18 protein-coding genes and 2 pseudogenes are annotated in these 17,702 nt (G+C 60.8%); 8 read left to right on the plus strand and 12 right to left on the minus strand.

The window, feature by feature from the left end:
• Positions 1 to 22 precede the first annotated feature (22 nt).
• Entirely contained in the window at positions 23 to 310 is a 288-nt protein-coding gene (locus ACLI1T_RS06975; RefSeq protein WP_411702275.1) for a hypothetical protein, read from the plus strand.
• Positions 311 to 437: 127 nt separating this feature from the next.
• Here the strand turns inward: ACLI1T_RS06975 and ACLI1T_RS06980 are convergent, their stop codons facing one another.
• Positions 438 to 719 (minus strand): hypothetical protein, encoded by a 282-nt coding sequence (locus ACLI1T_RS06980; RefSeq protein ID WP_023022733.1) that lies wholly within the window; start codon positions 717 to 719, stop codon positions 438 to 440.
• A gap of 28 nt (positions 720 to 747) precedes the next feature.
• Positions 748 to 1,323, minus strand: a complete 576-nt coding sequence (locus ACLI1T_RS06985; RefSeq protein ID WP_411702276.1) for a hypothetical protein — start codon at positions 1,321 to 1,323, stop codon at positions 748 to 750.
• A 114-nt stretch (positions 1,324 to 1,437) separates the two neighbouring features.
• Here ACLI1T_RS06985 and ACLI1T_RS06990 point away from each other — a divergent pair.
• From ACLI1T_RS06990 to ACLI1T_RS07000, 3 genes and pseudogenes are all read left to right on the plus strand, one after another.
• Positions 1,438 to 2,460, plus strand: a pseudogene (locus ACLI1T_RS06990) (IS256 family transposase); the annotation flags it as partial.
• Positions 2,461 to 2,532: 72 nt separating this feature from the next.
• Positions 2,533 to 3,725, plus strand: a protein-coding gene (locus ACLI1T_RS06995) for an IS3 family transposase (RefSeq protein WP_411702277.1) whose coding sequence is annotated in 2 segments (ribosomal slippage) — positions 2,533 to 2,812 and positions 2,812 to 3,725 — 1,194 coding nt in all. Because the reading frame shifts where the segments join, the coding sequence is not laid out codon by codon here.
• A gap of 38 nt (positions 3,726 to 3,763) precedes the next feature.
• Positions 3,764 to 3,982, plus strand: a pseudogene (locus ACLI1T_RS07000) (transposase); the annotation flags it as partial.
• A 10-nt stretch (positions 3,983 to 3,992) separates the two neighbouring features.
• Here ACLI1T_RS07000 and ACLI1T_RS07005 read toward each other — a convergent pair.
• From ACLI1T_RS07005 to hflX, 3 genes are all read right to left on the minus strand, one after another.
• Complete coding sequence (locus ACLI1T_RS07005; RefSeq protein WP_349852780.1) at positions 3,993 to 4,250, minus strand: hypothetical protein; 258 nt, start codon at positions 4,248 to 4,250, stop codon at positions 3,993 to 3,995.
• Between the two features lie 126 nt (positions 4,251 to 4,376).
• Positions 4,377 to 5,657 carry a uracil-xanthine permease family protein gene (locus tag ACLI1T_RS07010; RefSeq protein WP_349852779.1) on the minus strand — a complete coding sequence of 427 codons (1,281 nt, stop codon included), beginning with the start codon at positions 5,655 to 5,657 and terminating at the stop codon, positions 4,377 to 4,379.
• Between the two features lie 32 nt (positions 5,658 to 5,689).
• Positions 5,690 to 7,198: a GTPase HflX gene (gene hflX / locus ACLI1T_RS07015; protein WP_023022772.1), complete on the minus strand. Its 1,509-nt coding sequence runs from the start codon at positions 7,196 to 7,198 to the stop codon at positions 5,690 to 5,692.
• A 75-nt stretch (positions 7,199 to 7,273) separates the two neighbouring features.
• Here hflX and ACLI1T_RS07020 point away from each other — a divergent pair, with 75 nt between their 5' ends.
• On the plus strand, positions 7,274 to 8,077 hold the full coding sequence (locus ACLI1T_RS07020) for a hypothetical protein (RefSeq protein WP_349852778.1): 804 nt from the start codon (positions 7,274 to 7,276) through the stop codon (positions 8,075 to 8,077).
• Positions 8,078 to 8,088: 11 nt separating this feature from the next.
• Positions 8,089 to 8,637, plus strand: coding sequence for a hypothetical protein (locus ACLI1T_RS07025; protein WP_349852777.1), 549 nt, complete (start codon positions 8,089 to 8,091; stop codon positions 8,635 to 8,637).
• A gap of 5 nt (positions 8,638 to 8,642) precedes the next feature.
• Here ACLI1T_RS07025 and dapF read toward each other — a convergent pair whose 3' ends face one another.
• From dapF to ACLI1T_RS07040, 3 genes are read right to left on the minus strand one after another with little or no spacing between them, the layout of a single operon-like run.
• Positions 8,643 to 9,488, minus strand: a complete 846-nt coding sequence (gene dapF / locus ACLI1T_RS07030; RefSeq protein ID WP_349863900.1) for a diaminopimelate epimerase — start codon at positions 9,486 to 9,488, stop codon at positions 8,643 to 8,645.
• Positions 9,489 to 9,498: 10 nt separating this feature from the next.
• A complete protein-coding gene (miaA, locus tag ACLI1T_RS07035; protein WP_349852775.1) occupies positions 9,499 to 10,398 on the minus strand; it encodes a tRNA (adenosine(37)-N6)-dimethylallyltransferase MiaA in 900 nt (299 codons plus the stop codon).
• Complete coding sequence (locus tag ACLI1T_RS07040; RefSeq protein WP_349852774.1) at positions 10,380 to 11,000, minus strand: hypothetical protein; 621 nt, start codon at positions 10,998 to 11,000, stop codon at positions 10,380 to 10,382. Before ACLI1T_RS07040 ends, miaA begins: the two co-directional genes overlap by 19 nt.
• 136 nt (positions 11,001 to 11,136) lie before the next feature.
• On the opposite strand from ACLI1T_RS07040, the gene ACLI1T_RS07045 reads away from it, so the two are divergent.
• Together ACLI1T_RS07045 and ACLI1T_RS07050 are read left to right on the plus strand one after the other, a co-directional pair.
• On the plus strand, positions 11,137 to 12,441 hold the full coding sequence (locus ACLI1T_RS07045) for a DUF349 domain-containing protein (RefSeq protein ID WP_411702278.1): 1,305 nt from the start codon (positions 11,137 to 11,139) through the stop codon (positions 12,439 to 12,441).
• On the plus strand, positions 12,441 to 13,541 hold the full coding sequence (locus tag ACLI1T_RS07050; RefSeq protein WP_411702279.1) for a GNAT family N-acetyltransferase: 1,101 nt from the start codon (positions 12,441 to 12,443) through the stop codon (positions 13,539 to 13,541). The genes ACLI1T_RS07045 and ACLI1T_RS07050 overlap by 1 nt, the downstream gene beginning before the upstream one ends.
• Here ACLI1T_RS07050 and ACLI1T_RS07055 read toward each other — a convergent pair.
• From ACLI1T_RS07055 to recA, 4 genes are all read right to left on the minus strand, one after another.
• Positions 13,538 to 14,164 (minus strand): hypothetical protein, encoded by a 627-nt coding sequence (locus ACLI1T_RS07055; protein WP_411702280.1) that lies wholly within the window; start codon positions 14,162 to 14,164, stop codon positions 13,538 to 13,540. The genes ACLI1T_RS07050 and ACLI1T_RS07055 overlap by 4 nt on opposite strands.
• A gap of 22 nt (positions 14,165 to 14,186) precedes the next feature.
• Complete coding sequence (gene miaB, locus ACLI1T_RS07060; RefSeq protein WP_349867707.1) at positions 14,187 to 15,713, minus strand: tRNA (N6-isopentenyl adenosine(37)-C2)-methylthiotransferase MiaB; 1,527 nt, start codon at positions 15,711 to 15,713, stop codon at positions 14,187 to 14,189.
• 183 nt (positions 15,714 to 15,896) lie between these two features.
• Positions 15,897 to 16,496 (minus strand): recombination regulator RecX, encoded by a 600-nt coding sequence (gene recX, locus ACLI1T_RS07065; protein WP_411702281.1) that lies wholly within the window; start codon positions 16,494 to 16,496, stop codon positions 15,897 to 15,899.
• A gap of 39 nt (positions 16,497 to 16,535) precedes the next feature.
• Positions 16,536 to 17,672 (minus strand): recombinase RecA, encoded by a 1,137-nt coding sequence (gene recA, locus ACLI1T_RS07070; RefSeq protein WP_023030598.1) that lies wholly within the window; start codon positions 17,670 to 17,672, stop codon positions 16,536 to 16,538.
• Between the last annotated feature and the right edge of the window lie 30 nt (positions 17,673 to 17,702).

Consider the following 17,702-nt stretch of genomic DNA (forward strand, 5'->3'; position numbering starts at 1 on the left):
CAACTCCATCAAGGAGCAACTCGTGGCATACTTTGCTAACCACAAGCGGCTCCATCTTATGGAAGATGACGATGGGTTAAGGGTCAATATAGTCCGAGGTCACGCCAAGAACGTAGTCAGTTCCATTCCGATAGCACTAATCGATTCAGAGTGGATAGACTACTTTGAGAGATGCGCTAGGGATGACAACCATCCAATCTCTCTCATGGCTGTACATCTTGACGAAGCCGTATCCATAGCAGTTGAAGCGAAAATGAGTCCAGCAAAAATAGTGCTAGACGGAACCTTCGCTCCCATACCAAAAGAATAAACCCAGCACAGTGGGACACGGGAACATCACCCGTGGCCCTCCGTGCTATGCTTGGATCCCAATGAGAAAATCCCCGATGGCCTGCGCACCACCGGGGAAACAACGGGCCTGTCCCCCACCACGAGGATCAAACACCTCCAAGGAGCATAGCACGGCTATCCAACGCCGCGTCACCAAACCCCGCAAGAAGGCCGACAGCACCTACACCAAAGGCCGCACCCGCTGGGTAGCCCGCTACCGGAACAACATCGACCGGGAGCACTCCAAGACCTTCGACACCGAGAAGCAGGCCAAAGCCTGGCTCCAGGAGCAAGTGCGCGCGCTTCACCGCGAGGAGTGGATCGACCCCAGCCCGCAAGCGCACCGTCCAGCAGATCATGGAAGCCTGGGCTGCCCGGGCCGTGCGCAAGACCCCCGAGACCTCTACCGGATCACCATCAACAACCTTGGCCCTTGGCCTCTACAGGGTGTACCAGCGTGATGTACCCGTGGGAGCTTAGGACCCGGGTGACGAAGTCAGCGCCCCTGATTCGCGAGCCATTGGTGAGCTGCAAGGTTATTTCCTCGCCATCGCCATCGACGATGCGGTCGAGCTCGTCCAAGGTGATGATCACCTGGGTGGTAGCGGTAGTGCGCGCTCCGGACTTCCCGCCGAAGAAGATGGACTTGACCGATTCCAATGGGCGCTCGTTATCGAGGGCAGAGTGCATATCGGCGACGTCGGCGGATTCCCCGGTGATGGTCAACGACCACGGTCCGCGCGGCCGGCCGGTGATCCGCACGCCTTTCTTGGGAGTGCGGGGCGGCTGTAGCTCCCGCAAGAGGTCGCGCGCCCGCTTACGCAAGGCAGTGGCGCTTCCGCGGAACTCACATAACTCGGAGCGTACGGCCCAAGCATCGCGTTGGGTGCGAGCGCGCAGCGCGAACTTTTCGATGAGGCTGAGCACGTCGAGCGGGTGCGTCGTCGAGCGCGCCGTGCGTTGCTTGGCGCTAAAGGCACAGGTTGAGTCCACTAGTGTGGTGTATCTGTAACCCGTGGTAAGCCTCGTGCCGGTGCACAATAAGGCGACCATCACGGGTACCTTTCGAATCAACTTCTACTTATCCTCGAAAGGAATGTAACCGCGATGGCCGCTAACCCCCATCATATCGATCCCACTGCGTATCTGGAAGAATTGCTCACCCAAGCCTCCCCAGACTTGATGCGCCAGATGCTGACAGACTTCATTAACCAGATACTTTCGGCCCAGGCTGACACTGTCTGCGGCGCTGATTACGCCACGGTATCTCCACAACGGACTAATACCCGCAATGGCTACCGCCACCGTCCCTTAGACACCAGGGTAGGAAGCATTGACGTTGCTATCCCGAAGCTACGTCACGGCGCATTCTTTCCCGACTGGCTCTTAGAAAGGCGCACCCGCACCGAAAGAGCCCTGACTACCGTGATAGCCACGTGTTATCTCAAAGGGGTCTCCACTAGACGCATGAATGATTTGGTGGCCACGCTGGGCATTAACAATCTGTCGAAATCACAAGTGTCTGACATGGCCAAAGAACTCGACGAGATGGTCGCTGACTTTAGAACCCGCCCACTGGATTCAGGGCCGTATTACTACCTGTCCTGTGACGCATTGACAATGAAAGTCCGCGAAGGCGGGCGTGTCGTTAAAACCAGTGTGCTTATCGCTACCGGCGTTAACAAAGACGGCTACCGTGAACTACTAGGCATGCAGGTCGCAACATCAGAATCCGTGGAATCATGGACCGGATTCTTCCAAGACCTCAAAGCCCGTGGTCTTGGCGAAGTCTATCTCGTCACCAGCGATGCGCACCTAGGAATCCAAGCTGCTGTTGGTCAAGTACTACCTACAGCCAGCTGGCAACGCTGCCGGACACATTTTGCTAAGAACCTGTCCTCAAAAGTGTCAAAACGCCAGTGGACAACACTATCGGGAATGTTTCACTCCATCTTCCAGCAAACCGACGCGCAAGCTACCTGGGACCAAGCCCGCCAGGTCGTAGATTTCTGCACCGAGCGTTTTCCCGACGCAGCCGACTACCTGGAAGAATCATTAGATGAGATACTCGCGTTTACAGCCACGCCCAAAGCTGTATGGACGAAGGTATGGTCCAATAATCCAACAGAGGGACCTGACCCCCATTCGGTGGACACCTGATATCCAGCCCAGTCGAGCTGGGAAGAAAGGTAATCTACCACCATGTCCAGGTACTCCGAACAGTTCAAACGCGATGCCGTAGCCCTCTATGAGAACAACGAGGATCTCTCGCTGAACTCAGCATCAGCTGAGCTCGGTATCAACCGTGCCTCGCTACATTCTTGGGTCAAAAAGTACGGCACTGGCAAACGTGCCCGCACGAAGGCCGTGCACGATCAAGCCCAAGCGGCGAATGATTCTGCGCGAATCCGTCAGCTGGAAAAAGAAGTCTCTAAGCTGCGCGAAGAACGCGATATTCTGCGTAAGGCCGCGAAATATTTTGCCGAAGAGACTCACTGGTGATCCGCTTCCAGTTTGTCGATGACCACCGAACCGAGTACTCGGTCAAGCGGATGTGCCACGTGTTAAAGCTCAATCGCTCCTCGTTCTACAAATGGGTCAAAACCCGCGAAAAACGCAGGTTAAAGATGTATTCTGATGCCGTTATTGGTGCAAGGATCACAGCCATCTTTGATGATGAGCATGGTCTTTATGGGGCTAAACGCATCGCTGCAAGCCTTAAGGAGGACACGACGTATACCCCGATCAATCACAAGAAAGTTGCACGCATCATGAAATCCATGGGGCTAAAAGGCTTTACTAAACGGCGTCGATGCATTACTACCAGGCGTAAGCCTGGTCACCGTGTCATGCCAGATCTAGTAGGCCGCAAGTTCACAGCTGACGAGCCAAATCGTGTGTATGTCGGTGACATTACTTACCTGCCGTGTAGGGGAGGCAAAAACATGTACCTTGCCACAGTCATTGACACGTATTCACGCAAACTTGCAGGTTATGCACTCGCAGACCACATGCGGGTCTCACTAGTTATCGATGCTCTAGCCCACGCACATGGTGTGCGTGGCAGTCTTGACGGGACTATTTTCCATTCCGATCACGGCAGCGTGTACACCTCACAAGCCTTTAGGAACTACTGCTCGTCGTTAGGTGTGCGCCAGTCCATGGGCGCGGTTGGAACGAGTGCCGATAATGCCCTGGCAGAATCCTTTAACGCCACCTTAAAGCGGGAAGTGCTGCGTGATAGGAAACTCTTTGAAAGTCCAATCAGCTGCCGCCAGGAAGTCTTCCGGTGGTGCATGCGCTATAACACGCGCCGGCGGCACTCCTGGTGCAATCTCGTAGCTCCTGATGTCTTTGAAGCCGAGACTTCGGCTATACTGACCAAAGCAGCATAGCTAGCCCTCGATGTGTCCACTTTCCGGGGGTCGGGCCCGAGCGTTTGAACCGTGAAATCAGGCGGCGTACCGACGTTGTAGGAATATTTCCCAACCGCGCAGCAGTCATCCGCCTCGTCGGCGCCGTACTAGCTGAACAGCATGACGATTGGATTCAGCAGAAACGTTATATGTCACTAGCAAGCTTGGAACACACCCGACGAGCTACCAATACCATCCACGCCAACGACGCAGACACCATCAAGGCAGCCTCCTAATGAACCAACATCAACCCCGAGACGGACCCCAACACCGCCCCTGACACTGTCCCCCGATCCACCGATTCAGAAAGGACAGATACACCACTCCACCGGACTTGACCAAGGCACAGCGGCCAAAATAGACATCGCAAAGATGCACCACCTCGCGCGCGGCGATGTCGCTGGCGCCGCGCTGCACCAAGTCGCGCTCGCTTAAGCCCCGGGCGGCGGCGATGATATCCATACCTTGGCCCAGCGCGGTTAAATAACGGTCGAGTGCGTTCATGCCGCCTAGTACAACGCACAATCCGGCGCAACGGCGACCGCACGCACGAAGGCCTGTGGATTACGCTGCGAACCTTACCGCCACGGCGCTATTTCGCGGCGGGGTCAACAAAGTTATCCACAGATTTTAGTATTTCGCGTCGTGGCCTTCGCCCACGGTTTCGTACAGCCGCCGCATGATCGGATAGGCAATGATGATGCCGACAGAGCCCCAGGCGATGCCCTCCAGGCTCACCCCGCCCACGGTCAGGGTCAGGTTGCCGATGCCCGCGATCAAGGCCACCGCGGCCGCCGTCAGGTTCACCGGGTTGTTGAAGTTGACCTCATTATCCATCCAAATGCGCACGCCCAACATGCCGATAAGACCGTAAAGCACGAGGGTGGCCCCGCCGAGCACGCCGGTGGGGATGGAGAAAATCAGCGCACCGAACTTCGGGACGAAGGCCAGCAGGATGGCGGTGAAGGCGGCGACCCAATACGCGGCGGTGGAATAGACGCGCGTGGCGGCCATAACGCCGATATTTTCGGCATAGGTGGTAGTACCGGAGCCGCCGAAGCCGCCGGCGAGGGAGGAGGCGAGGCCATCGGCAATCAGCGCATCGCCGGCAAGATCGTCTAAGTCGCGATTGGTCATCTCGGAGACGGCCTTGACGTGCCCGACGTTTTCCGCAATCAGCACCACGAGCACCGGCAGGGCCACGGCGATGGCCGAAAGATGGAACTCTGGGACGTGGAATTCGGGCAGGCCTACCCACGGGGCTGCATCTATGGCATCCTTGGCGCCCTCGCCCAAGTTGCCGGTCAGGGCGGCGAAAACCCAACCGACGACCACGCCGATAAGGATGGACAGGCGCGAGACCATGCCGCGCCCGGCCACGGTGGCCAGGAGGATAACCAGCAGCGTAATGCCTGCTACCAAGGGCTGGCTGGCGAAGTTTTCGGCCGCATTCGGCGCCAAGTTGAGCCCGATGAGCGCGACGATGGCGCCGGTAACCGCCGGCGGCATCACCGCATCGAGTACCCGCTTGCCGGCAGCCTTGACCACGATTCCGACCGCCACCAGCACCAAACCGGTCACCAAAATGGATCCGGCCTGCGCCGCAATCCCGTATTGCTGCGAGGCGGTCAGCGGGGCGATGAAAGCAAACGACGACCCAAGGTAGGACGGCAGGCGATTGCGCGTAATCAGCAGGAATAGGATGGTGCCGATGCCGGAAAATAGCAGCGTGGTATTGACCGGAAATCCGGTCAGGGTGGGCACCAGCAGCGTGGCACCAAACATCGCCACCACATGCTGCATGCCGATGCCAATGGTTCGGCCCCAACTTAGTCGTTCCTCGGGCGCGACCACGGCGCCTGGTGCAATCTTCTTACCGTCGCCATGGACAGTCCAACCTAGTATGCTCACGAACCACCATTATGGGCTATGGAACACGAATTTTAAGAATCGTCATCCACGATGAATTCGGCGAGCTCGCGGGCGGTGGTGGCGGGCAGGCGGACATCGACAAGCGTGCCATTTTCGGTATATTCCTCGCTGCGCACGGTGCCCTCGGCGTGCACGCGGGAGACGACATCGCCCCGGGTGAAGGGAACCTGCAGCTTAACGTGGCTATCGCGGGAGTTGAGAAAGAGCTCCACGCGCGCGCTCAGCTCGTCGATGCCCTCCCCCGTGCGCGCCGAAACATAGACGACGTCCTCATGATCCAGGACGTGGCGCAGCTCCGCGAGCACGAGCGGGTCGGCCTGGTCGATCTTATTGATCACGATGATTTCCGGCGGGGCCTGCTCACCAGTCTCGCTGACGATATCGTAGATGACCTTATTGACCGCCTCGATTTGCTTGAGCGGGAACGGGTCCGATCCGTCCACGACATGCAGCATGATATCGGCGGCGAGCACTTCTTCCAGGGTGGATTTGAAGGCCTCCACCAGCTGGGTGGGCAGGTGGCGGACGAAGCCGACGGTATCGGTGAAGACGACCTGGCGGCCATCGGCAAGCGAGGCGCGCCGCGTGGTGGGATCCAGGGTGGCAAAAAGTGCGTCTTCCACAAGCACGCCCGCGTTCGTCATGGCGTTAATGAGCGAGGATTTGCCGGCGTTGGTGTAGCCGGCGATGGCGATCTGGGCGATCGTGGAGGACTGGCGCCTGGAGCGCTTGACCTCGCGGGCGGTTTTCATCCCGCGCAGTTCCTTGCGCAGGCGCGCCATTTCGGTGCGGATGCGCCGGCGGTCGGTCTCGATCTTGGTTTCACCGGGCCCGCGCAGGCCGACGCCGCCATTGGAACCGGCGCGGCCGCCGGCCTGGCGCGAAAGGTTGCCGCCCCAACCGCGGGTGTGGGTATAGAGGTATTCCAGCTGTGCTAGCGAGACCTGCGCCTTGCCCTCCTTGGACTTTGCGTGCTGGGCAAAGATGTCCAAGATGAGCATGGTGCGGTCGATGACCTTGGTATTTAGCGCGCGCTCGAGCGCCGTGAGCTGGCCGGGATTCAGCTCACCATCGCACACGACGGTATCGGCCCCGGTCGCCTCGACAATATCGTGGAGCTCTTTGACCTTGCCCGAACCGATGAAGGTGCCCGGGTCGGGTTTATCGCGCTTTTGGTAGATCATTTCGACGACGTCGGCGCCGGCGGTCTCGGTTAGGGCGGCCAGCTCGTCCATCGTGGCCTCGACCTCCGCTACGGTGCCTTCGGTCCACACACCCACGAGGATGACGCGCTCGAGGCGCAGTTTTCGGTATTCCACCTCGTAGCCATCGGTGGTGTCCTCGGCGCGGATGGAGGTTTCGCGGGTAACGCGGCGGAAGGCGTTGCGCTCGGCCAAATCTAGATCGCCGCTGGTCGGCGTGGTTTCCTGTGGGGTATCCGCGTGGTCGCGGAAGGCCTGGGCGAGAAGTTCGTCCTTGCTCGCGGAGCTATCAGAATTCTGCGGGGAAAATTTGTTCATATTGCAATCTATTTTGGCACGTTAGGCGGCAAAACGGGAATTGCGGTTTCCGGGCTTACTGGACAAAGCGATACAATGGTGCCTATGGAAACGACGCAGGCTAAGCCAACGACTACTACCCAGAAAAAGAATACCGAAATGCAGGCCATCGGCCTGGATTTCGAACGCTGGCAGGACGCGGTCGAGGCAGCCATCGCCACGGACCGCCTTGCTGTAACCGGTGAGGTGCGCGGCGGCCAGCTCATCCAATACGGCGATCCTTCGGGTGCCCAACTTAATATCTTGGCGGTTGAGCCCTACGCCACCTTTATCGGTTTCGATGCGGTTACGCAGGGTTTTGCCCACGTGGAGATGTTTAATGACGTGCTGGCGATCATGGATATCATCGATCCGTTCGGCACGCCGCTGGCGCAGGTCACGGCGAACCTCGCGCAGGGACCGTTGTTGGCAGAAGAACCGCGGCAGGAATGGCAGCAGGTATCGCTGACCGCCATGGGTCTTGATATCACCACCTACGAGTCCCCGGCCGCATTCGAAGCCGAAACCGGCGAGTACCCCGCCCTTTTTGAATCCGAAGGCGCCCGCGTCATCGCTTCGGGCTCGGGCGCACAGGCCCCCACTCCTGCGGCCACCTTTGCCGCCCGGGTGATGGAAGCCGAATGGCGCACCAATGAACTCACCGGCGAAAAGTTCGCGCACCTCGTCATGGACGGGCTATTCCCCTTCGATCTCTGCCTGCCAGCGGACCGTGGCGAATTGCCGGCCAAGGATACCGTGATTTCCGGTACGGCCCTGCTCACCGCCGCTATTGACATGCCGTCCGGCGGCTGCGGTGATGGCGGATGCGGATCCGGCGGTTGCGGCTGCGGTGGGCACTAAATTTTTAGGCCATGGCATTCCATAACGATCCGCAAAACCGGAGGACACTTGTCTTTATCCTCTTGGTCCTTTGCGCGATCGCGATTGTTGCCACGTTAAAACTGCCCGGCCTCATCATCGCCGCCATGCTGGTGGGCGCAGGGTGGTTTATGCTGCGCACGCGCCCCGATACCGCGGAACGAAGGGCCTTGCGCAGTTCTATTTCCCTCTCGGCGGACGATATCCAGGACGTCATCGCCGAATTCGAGGAATTCGAAACCTCTACAGAGGCGGAGCCACTGGCGGATCGCACGCTGTATCGGCCGGCACTGCTCGACCTCGACTGCTCCCACCCCGCCATCGATGCGTTCCACTACGAATTAGCCGGGGCGCGCCGCTTCCTCCGCCGCCTCAATGTCAGAATCCACGCCCACGGCATGCGCACGCAGGACTTAGAAGCCCTCCTCCGCGTCACCGATGAACGTGCCCGCGAGCTGAAAGAATCCTGGCTGGCGGCCCGCCGCGCGGCCTTCCAGCTCGGCCCGGATTACCGCACGCGACAGATCGACGACGGAAACTAACGCCTCTACAAGCTCGTTTCGCCCGTAGCCACGATGGCGGACGGGCCCGTCAACCGCGTGCCGTTGTCATAAACCTCGACGGTGACCTCGCCGCCAGGAACGTGGACATGGACGGTGCCGAGGGCTTGGGCGGCATCGGCAAGCGCGGCGGTAGCTGCCGCAACCGTGCCCGTGCCACAAGACTGCGTCTCCCCAACCCCGCGCTCGAAGACGCGCATATGCACGTGTCCCTCCCGCAGCGGGGTAACCAGCTCAAAGTTCACGCCACCCGGGAAGAAGGACTCATCGTAGACCGGCGCCGTGAGTTCCTTGGTAGCCAAAGCTTCCGGTTCCAGGCCTGGAATGACGGCCGCAAGGTGCGGGTTGCCCATATCCACCCCGAGGCCGGCGTAGGACTCACCGCCTACGGAGGCCGTGGACACCCCGGTCACGCGCGCGGGCCCCATCTCCACAGTGACGCTAGCGGCAGTGGCATCGCAGGAATGCACCGTTACCTGCTTGGCGCCCGCCCGGGTGCCGATGGTGAATGCGTCCTCGCCAACCAAGTCGTGCGAGCGCAACCAATGGGCAAAGACGCGGGTGCCGTTGCCGCACATTTCCGCCACGGAGCCATCGGCGTTGCGGTAATCCATGAACCAATCGGCAGCATCCACCCCGTCCGGCAAGGCCGCCAGCTCGCCCGCGTCCACGAGGGCGCCGGCGCGAACCACCCGCAGCAGGCCATCGCCGCCGATTCCTGCCCGGCGGTCACACAGCGCCGCCACGCGATCCGGTGAGAGCGGCGTTTTGGCGTCGAAGTCTTCTACGATGACGAAGTCATTTTCAGTTCCATGGCCTTTGGCAAATTTCATACCCTCTACCCTAGCGCCGCAGCACATACAAAGCCTCGGCGGTAGTATCGCCCGCGGCATCGAGCCAGGTAATGCGCTTATCGCGGTTGAACCAGGAACGCTGGCGGCGCACGTACCGGCGGGTGCCAGTAATAGTGCGCTCTACCGCATCCTCCCACGTCAGCTCGCCGCGCTGGGCTTGTAGCACCTGTGCATAGCCAATGGCGCGGCCGGCGGTGGAATCGGCCACAAGCCCCTTGTCCTGCAGGCGCTCGACTTCCTCGACGAGGCCTTGCTCAAACATGAGGCGCGTGCGCTTTTCGATGCGCGGGTTTAACCACTCGCTATCGGTGCGCAGCCCCAGCAGCTTGGTTCCCCACCGGGGCGGGCCATTTTTCGGCGGCTGGCTGGCCTTGAAGGGCTTGCCGGTCAGCTCGATGACCTCGAGTGCTCTGACGGTGCGGCGGGGGTCTTTGTCCTCAATGATTGCGGCTGCGGCTGGGTCGACGCGCGCCAACTCGGCGTGGAGGGCGTCGGTTCCGATATCGGCGCGGCGGGCCTCGTATTTGGCCCGCACCTGCGGATCGGTGGGCGGGAATTGCCAATCATCCACCAACGCCTGGGCATAGAGCATGGATCCACCGACGAGGATGGGCGTCTTACCGCGGGACATGATGTCCTCGATATCGCGCAAGGCCGCCTGCTGATAGCGCGCCACGGAAGCGGTCTCCGTCACGTCCCAGACATCGAGCTGGTGGTGCGGAATTCCTTCGCGCTCTGCGGGGGAAAGCTTCGCGGTGCCGATATCCATGCCGCGGTATAGCTGCATGGAATCGACATTGACCACTTCCCCATCCAGTTCATGGGCTAGGGCCAGCCCGAGGGCGGATTTGCCTGAGGCGGTGGGGCCAACTACTGCGATGGGGCGCATGTTACCTCCCAGCCAGCTACGTAGCGTCCGACCCCGAGGGTGGCATCTGTCGCCCGCACCTGCGCGCGCTTAGGTGCGCAACCGGAAAGCTCCAACCAGAGCTCCGGCTCTTCCACGCCGCGTTGCTTAAGCCACTCGGCATCGCTGCTTGCCGATGCCCCCATCAACACCTCCTCGCACCACCGGTGCGCCTCCTGCGCGCCGGGGATAAGGGCCAGCGGTGCCCTCTCGGTAAGGCCCGCGCTGCCGTCTGCGACCACGATGGTAAGGACCTTTGGGGCTGGTGTACCCAGGTAATCGCGGCTATCGCGAACCGTTATCTGTGGGACCGTGGATAAGACGTAGTGGGCCATGATCTCTGGCAGGTAGTTTCCGGCGCCCACGTGCACTTGGTCGGCTCCCCAGGCGCGCAGGCTTCCGGTATGGCGGGTATGCCACCGTAGGGAGCGGGATCCAATAATTTCTGCCTCGCTAATGCCGGCGGCAGCGGCTTCGACCGCGAGCGTGCGCGCCGCCGCGAGCAGTGCCCGCGAGGCGGCGTCGTTGGGGGCTAGCTCGACTGCCAGCGCCGGCGAGGCGGGCATAACCATGAGATTGAACATTATTCCTCTATACTATCTACCCAAGAGGAGGTAATTAAATAGATTCTAGGCACACGGCGATTTTTCGCGGTAATGTAACCAGTGATTTCATCCGGCAGCCGTGACGCGCGGCGATATATGTCTAGGAGGGCTTTCCATGTCTCCCACCCCTACCCCAGGTTCCATGCCCAAGAAGGGCCCCCGCCCCACAGCCAAGCCCGTGCCCGTGCAATCACCGAGCAAAAACGATCCGGCCAAGTGGGGGCGCGTCGATGCCGATGGGTCCGTCTTCGTGTCCGCCCCCGAGGGCGAGCGCAAGATTGGAGAATGGCAGGCAGGCTCTGCGCAGGAGGGCCTCGAGCACTTCGGCGCCCGGTATGATGACCTAGCCACCGAGATCGAGCTCCTGGAGGCTCGCCTGCGCGCCAATCCCAGCGAGGCCACAGGAATCAAGCAGACCGCCGCCGAACTCCGCGAGACCCTGCCTACCGCTGCGGTCATTGGCGATATCGCGGCGCTGGATCGCCGCCTCGCGGCGGTTATTGATCACTCGGTCGTGGCCGGTGAACAGGCACAGGCGGAGCGGGAAAAGCGCCGTCAGGACGCGATTGCGGCGAAGGAAAAGCTCGCCGCCGAGGCCGAAGAGATCGCCGAAAATTCCACGGAATGGAAGGCCGCCGGCGACCGCATCCGCGCCATTTTGGAAGAGTGGAAGCAGATTAAGGGCATCGATAAGAAGACCGATGACGGCCTGTGGAAGCGCTATTCGCGCGCCCGCGATTCCTTTAATAGGCGCCGCGGGTCGCACTTTGCGGATCTCGACCGCGCCCGCGCGGCGGCGCGAAAGAAGAAGGAAGAGCTCGTCGAGCGCGCTGAAGCCATCCAGGACTCCACCGATTGGGGCCCCACCGCACGCGCTTACCGCGATCTGATGGCGGAGTGGAAGGCTGCCGGCCGCGCCCCGCGCGAGGTCGATGACCAGCTGTGGGCGAAGTTCCGCGCCGCACAGGACCGCTTCTTTGATGCCCGCAATGCGGTCAACGACGAGCGGGACCGCGAGTTCGCCGAAAACGCCAAGGCGAAGGATGCGCTGCTTGCGGAATACGATAGCCTGATCGATCCGTCGCAAAGCATGGACAAGGCCAAGGCTAAGCTGCGCGAGCTGCAGGAAAAGTGGGAGGAAATCGGCTTCGTGCCCCGCAACCAGGTGCGCGAGTACGAATCCAAGATTGAGCAGCTAGAAAAGCGCGTCACCCAAGCAGAAGAATCCGAATGGCGGCGCACCGACCCTGAAGCGCAGGCTCGCGTGGCCCAATTCCAGGCCAAGGTGGAAGACTTCAAGGCCCAGTCCGCGGCCGCGGAGGCTAAGGGCAAGGAGAAGAAGGCCGCGGAGCTGCGCGCGCAGGCGGAGCAATGGCAGGAATTTGCCGATGCCGCTGCCAATGCCGTCAACGATAAATAGTGCACCTCGTTCAGATTGCGCGCCCGACCCAGGTAGCCGAGGCTGAACCGGCGGATTGCATCCGATCCTTTGTTTTCTGGGCAAACCTGGCGGCGCAGGAAGCAAGCGGCGATGCGGCGGCCTCGACCTCACCTAGCCGCGTGGTGCACCGCCTGCAGGGTTCGGGCGAATCGCAGACCTACCTTTTCGCGGTGGTCGATGGCCCGGCGACGCTCGGGCCCGTCTCCGAGCTCGGTCTGCCCCAGATCCCCGCCACCGCACCGAGCCCCGAGCTGGACTACGTGGGATTTATCCACATCAGCCTGCCACTTTTAGAAGAGCGCAATGCCGCGGAAATCGAGTGCGTCCTGTGCGATCTGCCGCTGCCAGGTGAACCCCTTGATGCCGAGGGGCAAAAGGTGGCTACCTGGATGGGAGATACCGCCTTAAAAATCACCCAGCAGCTTGGCCGCAGCGTCGCGCACGTGGGCTTGCTGCACCCGCCGGAGACAGCGCCGGAATATGACGCAATGGCGGAGGTCTACCAATCCCTGGGCTTTACGCAGCGCCATAGCGAGCGGCAATTAGCCATCGATATTCCCGAGCACCCAGCTGCCGCTCTCTTTCCGCCCGGGCTTTCGGCCGCGGTCTGGCAGGACTATGCCATTCCGGAAGAACATATCGACGATGTCATGCGCCTTTTAACGGTTGCCTCCGCGGATGCCGATACCGGCACTTTATCCACCGAGCCCATCGTGTGGTCCCGGCAGCGGTTGGAGGAGGCTCACCAACGCCTGCGCTCGCGGCGCGGGCATACGCTGCTCGTAGCACTCGTCGATGATGCTGGGGACGTCGTAGCGCTCACGGAGCTGGCGCGGCACGAGGCCGCAGATCCGGAGGTCTGCGAATGGGCCCTCACCGTCACCGACCGCGACCACCGCCGGCAAGGACTGGCGCAATTGGCAAAACTCACCGCCCTGCACGAGGTCAACCAAGCGTGGCCACAGGTGCGCCGCTGCTATTGTTCCGTCGCAGCCGGCGACGCCGCCATGAACGCGCTGTATGCGCGGCTCGGGGCGCGGGAAATCTCCCAGTCTTCTGCCTGGGAGCTCCACCTTTAGCCTTCGTGTTGGTGGCGGTGGCGCTCGGCGGCCTTTTTCCGGCGGTCATCGACAAGCATCTCCTGCGGCTGCGGGGACGCAATATCGGACTGGAATTTGCCTACCTCATCCAGCTGGCCCGCCGAGGCGCGAACCTTTTCTTCTGCCGCGCGCTGCTCTGGGCTGCGGCGCAGGGCGACGAGGCTAAAGCCTAAGAAGGCCAAGAAGGTCGCCAGCATGCCCACCCACATGCCAATGGCCGGGGCATCCGCAGTAGAGCCGCGGTACCAAAAGCCCCACAGGTTAACGAAGAAAGAAACCGTCACCATCATCCACGCAATCAGCCCGAGCGTGGCGCGGCGGGTCAGCAGGGTTGCCGTCGTCAGCACGCCCACGCCAAGTAGCGCGAGCCACGCGGAGACGGTCTCCATCAACGAGATCTTCACCCCGTCCTCGGTGGTGCCAAAGCTTAAGGCCTGCCACCCGTGGGCGGAGCCGGCATAAGGAACGATGAGGTAGACAATATAGGCCGCCACAGCGATCCACAGCGTCACCTTCTGCCCACGCAAATCCATGGTTTGTGCTGCTCGGCGTTCCGCCTGTGCCGCCTCCTGGGCGGCGTTGGTGGTATTTCGCTCTCTCATGGCACCCTAGCCTACTCCCCGGTTAGCAGCCGCAAGAATCCGCTGCAGCAGCGCCAGCAGGCTTGCCGATGCCCGGCAGTCCCAAGCCCACCCCAATCGGAGCGGTAGTGGGGGTTTGGCCTGCTGCCGACATGTCGCCGGCCTTGGTGCGGGTGTGGGCAGCTACTGCGGCATCGGCAAGCAGGAAGAACGAGCCTGCACCCGTGACCTTGGTGCGCACGACGTCGCCGGGGCGAATCTCGGCGGAGATGTCCGCGCCGTTGTCATCAATGGGGCTAAAGTGCACGAGGCGCCCATCGCGGGCTCGACCCGACATGCGGTGGGTCTCATCGTTCTTGCGTCCGCCCTCTGCCTGGACCAAGAGCTCCACCTCAGTGCCCACGAGCTTCTGGTTCTCTTCCGCCTGGATGCTATCTTGCAACGCAACGAGCCGCTCGAAGCGATCCTGGACGACTTCCTTAGGGATCTGGTTGTCCATCTCCGCCGCAGGGGTGCCAGGGCGCGCGGAGTACTGGAAGGTAAATGCCGAGGCGAAGCGGGCGCGGCGGACCAAGTCCATGGTAGCCTGGAAATCCTCTTCGGTCTCGCCCGGGAAACCAACGATGATATCGGTGGTAATCGCCGCGTTCGGAATCTTCTCACGGACCTCATCGAGGATGCGCAGGAACTTCTTCGTGCGGTAGGAACGGCGCATGTCCTTCAAGACCTTATCCGAGCCGGACTGCAGCGGCATGTGCAACTGCGGGCACACCGCCGGGGTTTCCGCCATGGCATCGATGACATCCGAGGTAAATTCCGCCGGGTGCGGGGAGGTAAACCGCAGGCGCTCGAGGCCATCGATCTTGCCCACTTCGCGCAGCAGCTTCGAGAAAGCAAAGCGGTCGCGTGGCATTTCTGGATCGGCGAAATTCACGCCATAGGCGTTGACGTTTTGGCCCAAGAGGGTGACCTCAGAAACTCCCTGATCCACCAGTGCCTGTACCTCGGCCAGAATATCGCCCGGCCGGCGGTCCTCTTCCTTGCCGCGCAGGGAGGGAACGATGCAGAAGGTACAGGTGTTATTGCAACCCACGGATACCGATACCCAACCCGCGTAGGCGGATTCGCGCTTAGCGGGCAATACGGAGGGGAACGCCTCTAGCGAATCGACGATCTCGACCTGAGCTTCCTCGTTATGGCGGGCGCGCTCAAGGAGGGTGGGCAATGCTGCCATATTGTGGGTTCCGAAGACGGCATCCACCCACGGTGCATTGTCGAGGACGGTGTCCTTATCCTTTTGTGCAAGGCAACCGCCCACGGCGATTTGCATGCCGGGATGGTTCTCCTTTGTCTTCTTCAATGCACCCAGCGTGCCGTAGAGGCGCTTGTCGGCATTTTCACGGACAGCGCACGTGTTAAAGACGATGAGATCCGGCTCCGTGGCCTCGTCTGCGGCCGCGTAGCCAGCTTCCTCCAGCAGGCCAGAAATGCGCTCGGAATCGTGCACATTCATCTGGCAGCCGAAGGTTCGGACTTCATAGGTACGGGTTTCAGGAATTGTCTGCTCCACGTCGGCATAGTCTAGCCATCACCCAGAACAACTCATAACCGTCGCGACTCGGCGCCCGTGCAGGCGGGCAGGCGGAATCGGGCGCATAGTGCGGCGCGTCGGGGCGCGGGTCAGCGATGGGTGGGGCGCGTGTGCGAGTCACTAGGATGGAGCCAACAAGGCACTAAGCCCCATTCGCCGGATTTAAGGAGACGACAGCTCCTCGCACCGTTCCTCGAGGGCACTAATGGCAATGTTTAAGGACATCCCCTCGTTGAACCCGCGGCGCGCCAATACGCCCACGATCCTGCGCAGGGCCTTATCCCGTTCCTTCCTATCTACAGGAACGGATTTCACGCTGCGCGCCTTCTTTTCCGCCAAGGCTCGGGCCATTGCCGCTTCATCGGCGGCGTCAATTTGGGCAAGGGCTTCGTCTCTGTCTTCTTGACTTACGCCCTTTTCCCGGAGCTCGCGGTCGAGGACGCTGCGCGATTTCCCTCGCCGCTTATGCCGCTGCCGCACCCATTCGGCGGCAAAGGCGGCATCGTTAATGAGGCCCGCATGCGCTAAGTCATCGAGGACCTCGTCAACCACCTCAGGGTCGAATTCGGCTTGTACTAAGCGGTCGCACAATTCCTGGCGGGACCGCGAACGCTGGTCAAGCAAGCCCAATGCGCGGGACCGAACCTTTGATTTAGCCTCTTCGGCCTCCCGATCAAAAAGCCCGCCCCCGGCTTCTCCTTTTTCATAGGCTTCAAGGGCCTGGCGGAGTTGCTCTAGTTTTTCAGGGGCGGGTTGATTCATAGCGCGGGTTTTAAGCGGTGGGAGTGTTGGTGGACAGGACTAGTCGTCATCGAAGTCGACGTTCGGGACCAAATCTACGGATTCATCCGTCAATGGGTCATCGGAGCCGGGGACATCCATGGCGGTAGCTTCTTCACCATTTGCCGCCTCTTCCCCAATGCCGAGCTTCTGGAAGATCTTCTTTTCGATCTCATTGGCAAGGTCAGGGTTGTCCTTCAAGAAGGAACGCGCCTTTTCCTTACCTTGGCCCAGCTGATCGCCTTCGTAGGTAAACCAAGAACCGGACTTGCGGATGAAACCGTTTTCTACGCCGAGATCGATGATGGAGGACTCGCGAGAAATGCCCTCGCCGTACATGATGTCGAACTCGGCGATCTTGAACGGCGGGGAAACCTTATTCTTTACCACCTTGAGCTTCGTGCGGTTACCGATGGCGTCTTGGCCATCCTTCAGCGTCTGGATACGGCGGATATCGCAGCGCACGGAGGAGTAGAACTTCAGCGCTTTACCACCGGTGGTGGTCTCCGGGGAGCCGAACATCACACCGATCTTCTCGCGCAGCTGGTTAATGAAGATTGCGGTGGTGCCGGAGTTATATAGCGCACCGGTCATCTTGCGCAAGGCTTGGGACATCAGGCGGGCCTGCAGGCCGACGTGGCTATCGCCCATCTCGCCTTCGATTTCCGCCTTAGGGGTCAATGCCGCCACGGAGTCCACGACGATAATGTCGATGGCGCCGGAGCGCACCAGCATATCCGCGATTTCCAGGGCCTGCTCACCGGTATCTGGCTGGGACACAAGGAGGTTATCGGTGTCGACGCCTAGCAGACGTGCATATTGGGGGTCGAGGGCGTGCTCGGCATCGATAAACGCTGCAATGCCGCCATCTTTTTGCGCTGAGGCAATGGCATGCAACGCCACCGTCGTCTTACCGGAAGACTCTGGGCCATAGATTTCCACAATTCGCCCGCGCGGAAAGCCGCCGATGCCCAGCGCCACGTCGATTGCTGTGTTGCCAGAAGAAATGGCCTTGATGGGGGGGCGGTCATCATCGCCCAAGCGCATGACGGCGCCCTTGCCATAATCCTTTTCGATCATGGCCATCGCGGCATCTAGCGCCTTCTTGCGGTCATCTCCCTTGGTTGCGGCGGAGGATGATTTCTTTTTTGTTGCCATTGTTATAAATCCTTATCTCGTACGACGCTG

This window comes from Corynebacterium tuingiense (assembly GCF_046718165.1).
Lineage (GTDB): Bacteria > Actinomycetota > Actinomycetes > Mycobacteriales > Mycobacteriaceae > Corynebacterium.

Bases quoted from the DNA above. Each gene is read 5' to 3' on its own strand.
- dapF (WP_349863900.1), bottom strand. From the start codon at position 9,488: ATGAAATTTGCCAAAGGCCATGGAACTGAAAATGACTTCGTCATCGTA.
- ACLI1T_RS07020 (WP_349852778.1), top strand. From the start codon at position 7,274: ATGGTGCCTATGGAAACGACGCAGGCTAAGCCAACGACTACTACCCAG.
- ACLI1T_RS07055 (WP_411702280.1), bottom strand. From the start codon at position 14,164: ATGAGAGAGCGAAATACCACCAACGCCGCCCAGGAGGCGGCACAGGCG.
- ACLI1T_RS07025 (WP_349852777.1), top strand. From the start codon at position 8,089: ATGGCATTCCATAACGATCCGCAAAACCGGAGGACACTTGTCTTTATC.
- ACLI1T_RS07040 (WP_349852774.1), bottom strand. From the start codon at position 11,000: ATGTTCAATCTCATGGTTATGCCCGCCTCGCCGGCGCTGGCAGTCGAG.
- hflX (WP_023022772.1), bottom strand. From the start codon at position 7,198: ATGAACAAATTTTCCCCGCAGAATTCTGATAGCTCCGCGAGCAAGGAC.
- recX (WP_411702281.1), bottom strand. From the start codon at position 16,496: ATGAATCAACCCGCCCCTGAAAAACTAGAGCAACTCCGCCAGGCCCTT.
- miaA (WP_349852775.1), bottom strand. From the start codon at position 10,398: ATGCGCCCCATCGCAGTAGTTGGCCCCACCGCCTCAGGCAAATCCGCC.
- recA (WP_023030598.1), bottom strand. From the start codon at position 17,672: ATGGCAACAAAAAAGAAATCATCCTCCGCCGCAACCAAGGGAGATGAC.
- ACLI1T_RS07005 (WP_349852780.1), bottom strand. From the start codon at position 4,250: ATGAACGCACTCGACCGTTATTTAACCGCGCTGGGCCAAGGTATGGAT.
- ACLI1T_RS07045 (WP_411702278.1), top strand. From the start codon at position 11,137: ATGTCTCCCACCCCTACCCCAGGTTCCATGCCCAAGAAGGGCCCCCGC.